Source organism: Marinagarivorans sp. (assembly GCF_982758155.1).
The window spans coordinates 1-5,795 of the sequence record NZ_CEXWTU010000081.1 but is presented as its reverse complement, the minus strand read 5'-3'; the positions used below and the strand labels follow the sequence as shown (position 1 = coordinate 5,795).

The following is a 5,795-nucleotide window of genomic DNA, read 5'->3' as shown; positions in this document are numbered from 1 at the left end:
TACAGCGGCTAGTCCGTTGACGTCTATTTTACATGCGGGCTCTCCATGGGAGCTCGGCTTGTCAGAGACGCATCAAACCTTATGCGCTAACGATTTACGTGACAAAGTGCGCGTACAAACAGATGGCGGCTTAAAAACGGGCCTTGATGTTGTTAAGGCGGCAATTCTGGGTGCGGAAAGTTTTGGTTTTGGTACTGCGCCAATGGTTGCGCTGGGCTGTAAATATTTGCGTATTTGTCATTTGAATAACTGTGCGACGGGTGTTGCAACGCAACAAGAGAAGTTGCGTAAAGATCATTACATCGGCACCGTTGAAATGGTTATGAATTTCTTTCGCTTTGTTGCAGAAGAGACACGCGAATGGATGGCTAAATTAGGTGTTCGTTCGCTTAATGAATTGATCGGTCGTGTTGATTTGCTGGAAGTTATCGACGGTACGACAGCCAAGCATGCGAAGCTAGATCTAGCTCCAATTATCTACACGGATGACTTTCTTAAGAGTAAGCCTAGGTCGTGTCAGGTTGAGCGCAATAATCCCTATGATGAAGGCAAAAAAGCTGAGTTGATGGTGGTGGCAGTATTGCCAGCTATCGAAGGGAAAACCGGTGGGGAGTTTGACTTTGCAATCACTAACTGCGATCGCTCCATTGGCGCTCGTCTGAGTGGTGAAATAGCGAAGCGTCACGGTAATTTGGGCATGAACGGTGCACCGATCAAGTTGAATTTGAGAGGTATTGCTGGCCAGAGTTTTGGTGTTTGGAATGCCGGCGGCCTTAATATGTACCTTGAAGGTGATGCTAACGATTATGTTGGTAAAGGCATGGCGGGCGGTAAGCTTGTTATTCGGCCGCCAGCAGGCTCTACATTTGCGACACAGGAGACGAGCATTGTCGGTAATACATGCTTATATGGCGCTACGGGCGGCAAATTATTTGCGGCTGGTGGTGCTGGTGAGCGCTTTGGTGTTCGTAACTCCGGTGCTTTCGCGGTAGTTGAAGGGGCGGGCGATCATTGCTGTGAATACATGACTGGCGGTGTAATTACCGTGCTAGGTAAGACAGGCATCAACTTTGGTGCAGGTATGACCGGCGGTTTTGCCTATGTCCTTGATGAGGATAATGCGTTTGTCGATCGCTATAACCATGAGCTAGTTGATATCGTACGTGTAAATACGGAGTCACTTGAGGCGCACCGTAATCATCTTCGCGGTGTCATCAAAGAGTTTGTTGCAGAGACCCAGAGTGCGTGGGGGCAGCATATATTGGATCGCTTTGATTACATGGTCGGACGTTTCTGGCTTGTTAAGCCAAAGGCCGCGAGTTTACAGAGTTTGTTAACCAGCTTGGGTTCGCGCGGAGAATAATCAGCCAGTGCCCAGCGTGCTGGGCCGCAGCTATTTGAGATATCGTTATGGGTAAGCGTTTAAATAACAATTTTCAATTTTTAGATGTTGGTCGCCAAGACCCCTCTAAAAAAGCCATTGATGTCCGCAAGGCGGAATTTGTTGAGATTTATCAGCCGTTCAATGAAGAAGAAGTTCAAGATCAATCACACCGTTGTTTAGAGTGCGGTAATCCCTATTGTGAATGGAAGTGCCCTGTGCATAACTTCATTCCTAATTGGTTGAAGTTGATCTCTGAAGGCAATATTACAGAGGCTGCTGAGCTTTCTCACCAGACCAATTCTTTGCCTGAGGTTTGTGGTCGTGTATGCCCACAAGATCGTTTGTGTGAAGGTGCTTGTACGTTGAATGACGGCTTTGGTGCAGTCACCATCGGTAATGCGGAAAAGTATATTACCGATACTGCGTTTGCCATGGGCTGGCGCCCAGATATGTCTAAGGTGGTATGGACGGATAAAAAGGTAGCCGTTATTGGCGCCGGTCCTGCTGGCCTTGGCTGCGCAGACGTATTGGTGCGCAATGGTGTTAAGCCGGTTGTTTTTGATAAGTACCCAGAGATCGGCGGTCTGTTAACGTTTGGTATTCCTGAGTTTAAGCTCGAAAAATCTGTTATGACACGCCGTCGTGAGATTTTTCAAGATATGGGTGTTGAATTCCGTTTGAATACGGAAATCGGTACTGATATCACTATGGAGCAGCTGCTCGAAGATTACGACGCTGTCTTTATGGGAATGGGGACTTATACCTATATGAAAGGTGGCTTCCCGGGTGAGGAGTTGCCTGGCGTTCATGATGCTTTGCCGTTCTTAGTTTCGAATGTAAACCGCAACTTGGGTTTTGAAAAAGATCCTGCCGATTTTGTCAGCGTTAAAGGGCAGCGCGTTGTTGTCTTGGGCGGTGGTGATACCGCGATGGATTGTAATCGTACCTCTATCCGTCAGGGCGCAGAGAGTGTGAGTTGTGCCTACCGTCGTGACCAAGAGAATATGCCTGGCTCGCGTCGTGAAGTACAAAACGCTATGGAAGAGGGCGTTGAGTTTCTATTTAATCGCCAGCCGGTGGGCATTGTTGGGGATGGTAAGGTCGAGGGTGTGAAGGTTATTACCACTCAGTTAGGCGAGCCTGATGAGCGCGGTCGCCGTCGTCCGGAGCCTGTTGAGGGTAGTGAGGAAATCCTACCTGCCGATGTGGTCTTGATTGCATTTGGATTCCGTCCAAGCCCGGAGCCATGGTTTGAGACTAATGGCGTGCAGTTAACCGATTGGCAGACCGTTGTGGCGCCAGAAAAGCAAACGTTTAAGTTTCAAACGACAAATCCTAAAGTTTTCGCTGGCGGTGACATGGTGCGTGGTTCTGATTTGGTCGTTACGGCTATTTGGGAGGGGCGCGAAGCCGCCGAAGGTATACTGGATTATCTTGAAGTTTAAGGCTGCCTAGATCGCTGTTTTTAGAAAAACCGGCAAATGCCGGTTTTTTTTGGTTTTAATTTCACTTTTGTGTAAGAACAGCCTTTATAAAGTGAAGGGGCGGTTGTATAACTCATTGTTATCTTTGTCGTGCGCAGGTATTGGGCGCGCTAATAAAACTCATAAAGAATAAGGTTTTGGAATGTCTGAGCTCAAGAATGATCGTTTTTTGCGTGCGCTAATGCGGCAGCCTGTGGATGCAACCCCTGTGTGGATGATGCGTCAGGCTGGGCGTTACTTGCCCGAGTATCGCGCCTCGCGTGCGAAGGCGGGAAGTTTTATGGATTTGTGCATGAATCCCGAGCTGGCTTGTGAGGTGACCTTGCAGCCCCTTGAGCGTTATCCCTTGGATGCTGCAATTTTGTTCTCAGATATTTTGACAATCCCTGACGCGATGGGTTTGGGTTTATACTTTGAAACCGGTGAAGGGCCAAAATTCAAGAAAACGGTAACGACTGCAGCAGATGTTGATGCGCTACCCATAGTCAACACGCTCAAAGATTTACCTTATGTTCCCGATGCTGTGCGTACCATTCGTCGGGAGCTTAACGGTCGAGTTCCACTGATTGGCTTTTCCGGCAGCCCTTGGACGTTGGCGACCTACATGGTAGAGGGTGGCTCTAGTAAGGATTTCCGCAAGGCAAAAGCGCTTGCTTATAACGACCCCGGCCTGATGCATGCTCTGCTTGATAAGTTGGCAATATCGGTAACCGAATACCTCAATGAGCAAATAAAAGCGGGTGCGCAAGCGGTGCAGATTTTTGACTCCTGGGGTGGGGCTCTGGCGCATGATGCTTACCAAGAGTTTTCCTTGAAGCCGATGCAAAAAATTGTTGATGGGCTCATTCGCGAACATGATGGCCGTAAGGTTCCGGTTATCATGTTTACCAAAGGTGGCGGGCAGTGGCTGGAATCGATGGCCAATACGGGTGTTGACGCTTTGGGTTTAGATTGGACCACGCCAATATCGGACGCAAGGCGTCGTGTGGGCGACAAGGTGGCGTTACAAGGTAATATGGATCCCTCTATTTTGTATTCTAAGCCTGAGCGCATTCGTGAAGAAGTTGCGAAAATCTTGGCCGGTTATGGGGCGGGTAATGGGCACGTATTTAACCTGGGACACGGCATCACGCCTGAGGTCGACCCTGCTAATGCGGGTGCCTTTATTGAGTGCGTGCATGAATTGTCAGCTCAGTATCATAGTGCGAATTAATCTTCGCGCTCATTTGTGTCATCTAATGACAAAAATAATAGATATTGATTAAAAAACGTCCGATAGGTTATTATCATCACCTGTTGGCAGGCTTATAATCGAAAGGGATGTATTGGCTTGCGTATACGTAGTTGCCATTTTTTTGTTGAGGATAAAGCCTGTGGGCGTTAAGCAAGTAAAGATAGAAGTTGGTGAAGTGACTATAGGCATGTTTGTGTCGGGCTTGGATCGCCCTTGGACGCAAACGCCTTTTCCTTTACAGGGCTTCTATGTTCGTGACATGGAAGAGATCAACCTACTGAAGTCTCAGTGTCATCATATTTATATTGATGTGTTGAAGGGCGCGCGCCCAGTTAAGGCCGGCCTAAAAACACTGAGCGCGACGGCCCGTGCGAGTAGCAAGCCTGCAGCTAAGGCGAGCGCGTCAGATAAGGTTACCATGGCGGGGCTAAAAACTAAGCCGAATATCTACCCTGTCGCAGCTTCCTTGCAGTCTGAGATGGCGGGTGCCAGAGAGCTGCATCGGGAAGTTTATGGTGCTGTTGCTAAAATGATGGAGCAATTAAGCGGTGGGGATGCGGCTGGCGCAATTATGGATACTAAGCGTGCGGCCAGTGCGATGGTGGGTAGTGTATTGCGCTGTCCTGATGCATTCACTTGGTTGACACGCGTTAAGCAAAAAGATGAGCACACCTATAGTCATGCTGTGCGCTCAGCTGTTTGGGGAATCTTGCTTGGTCGTCATATGGGCTTGTCCAAGGGCGATTTGGAAGTTTTAGCGATGGGGCTCCTGCTTAAAGATGTCGGCAAGACAAGGTTGGCCGATGAGCTGTTGGCTGCAAAGGAGCGCTCGTTATCTGAACAGGTTGAGTTTGAGCGCTTTATTCTCTTGGGTGTTGAGATTTTGGAATCAGTGCCTGATGTTTCCCCTCGCGTAATATCGGTTGTGAAAACCCATCAGGAGCGTATCAATGGCTCCGGTTTTCCTGCTCATTTGCGCGGAGAGAAAATCCCACTACTAGGGCGTGTTGCAGCGGTTGTTACTTTTTATGATGAGGTGACCAACCCTCGGGGTGAAAAGTATCCTTTGTCTCCGTCTAAGGCGGTGGCGCAGCTTTATGATGGTCGAGATAGTCTTTTTCAGGGTGATCTTGTTGTTGAGTTTATTCGTGCTATTGGCTTGTACCCAACGGGTACCTTGGTGGAGCTTAATACTGGTGAGGTTGCCGTTGTTGTAGAGCAAAACTTTGAGCGCAGGCTAAAGCCGCATGTCATGGTTGTTATGGATCCGTACAAGAGATTGCTTGGTGATCCTGTTTATTTAGATATGGCTGGCGACGATAAGCAAAAGCAAGTCAAGATTGATGCGGGTAAGCTAACTTCCGCAGAAGTTGAGTGGGTTGAAATTGCTCAAGATCTAGAGCCGGGAGCATATGATATTGATGTACTGAGTATTTGCGATGGCTATATTCAGCGAACTGCAGAGACGAAAGGGTTATTTGGTTTCTTGAAAAATAAGCGCTTGTCGGGAATGTTTGGCGTTTAGTGTGGTTTGAAATGTAAAAAGGCGCCTATTTGGCGCCTTTTTTGTGCTTAGGGGCGAGGCAATAATAGTTTATCCAATTAGGCGAAGAGATCGGCATTCTTATCGAGGTGCTGAAAGGGGCGCATGCCGGGGCATGTAACGCTTTGAGCAACGAAGGTAAGGAGGTCG

General features: G+C 48.4%; 4 protein-coding genes. All 4 read left to right on the top strand.

Annotated elements, in window-relative coordinates:
• Positions 1-1,363 (top strand): GltB/FmdC/FwdC-like GXGXG domain-containing protein (locus AC3A8L_RS10660; RefSeq protein ID WP_487962236.1); only part of this gene is annotated, 1,363 nt, incomplete at its 5' end.
• Positions 1,364-1,410: 47 nt separating this feature from the next.
• Complete coding sequence (locus AC3A8L_RS10655) at positions 1,411-2,829, top strand: FAD-dependent oxidoreductase (RefSeq protein ID WP_487962235.1); 1,419 nt, start codon at positions 1,411-1,413, stop codon at positions 2,827-2,829.
• 181 nt (positions 2,830-3,010) lie between these two features.
• A complete protein-coding gene (gene hemE, locus AC3A8L_RS10650; RefSeq protein ID WP_487962234.1) occupies positions 3,011-4,081 on the top strand; it encodes a uroporphyrinogen decarboxylase in 1,071 nt (356 codons plus the stop codon).
• A gap of 160 nt (positions 4,082-4,241) precedes the next feature.
• Positions 4,242-5,627, top strand: coding sequence for a cyclic di-GMP phosphodiesterase (locus AC3A8L_RS10645; RefSeq protein WP_487962233.1), 1,386 nt, complete (start codon positions 4,242-4,244; stop codon positions 5,625-5,627).
• Positions 5,628-5,795 lie beyond the last annotated feature (168 nt).

Excerpts from the sequence above, each read along its gene's own strand:
- AC3A8L_RS10655 (WP_487962235.1), top strand. The coding sequence starts at position 1,411 with ATGGGTAAGCGTTTAAATAACAATTTTCAATTTTTAGATGTTGGTCGC.
- hemE (WP_487962234.1), top strand. The coding sequence starts at position 3,011 with ATGTCTGAGCTCAAGAATGATCGTTTTTTGCGTGCGCTAATGCGGCAG.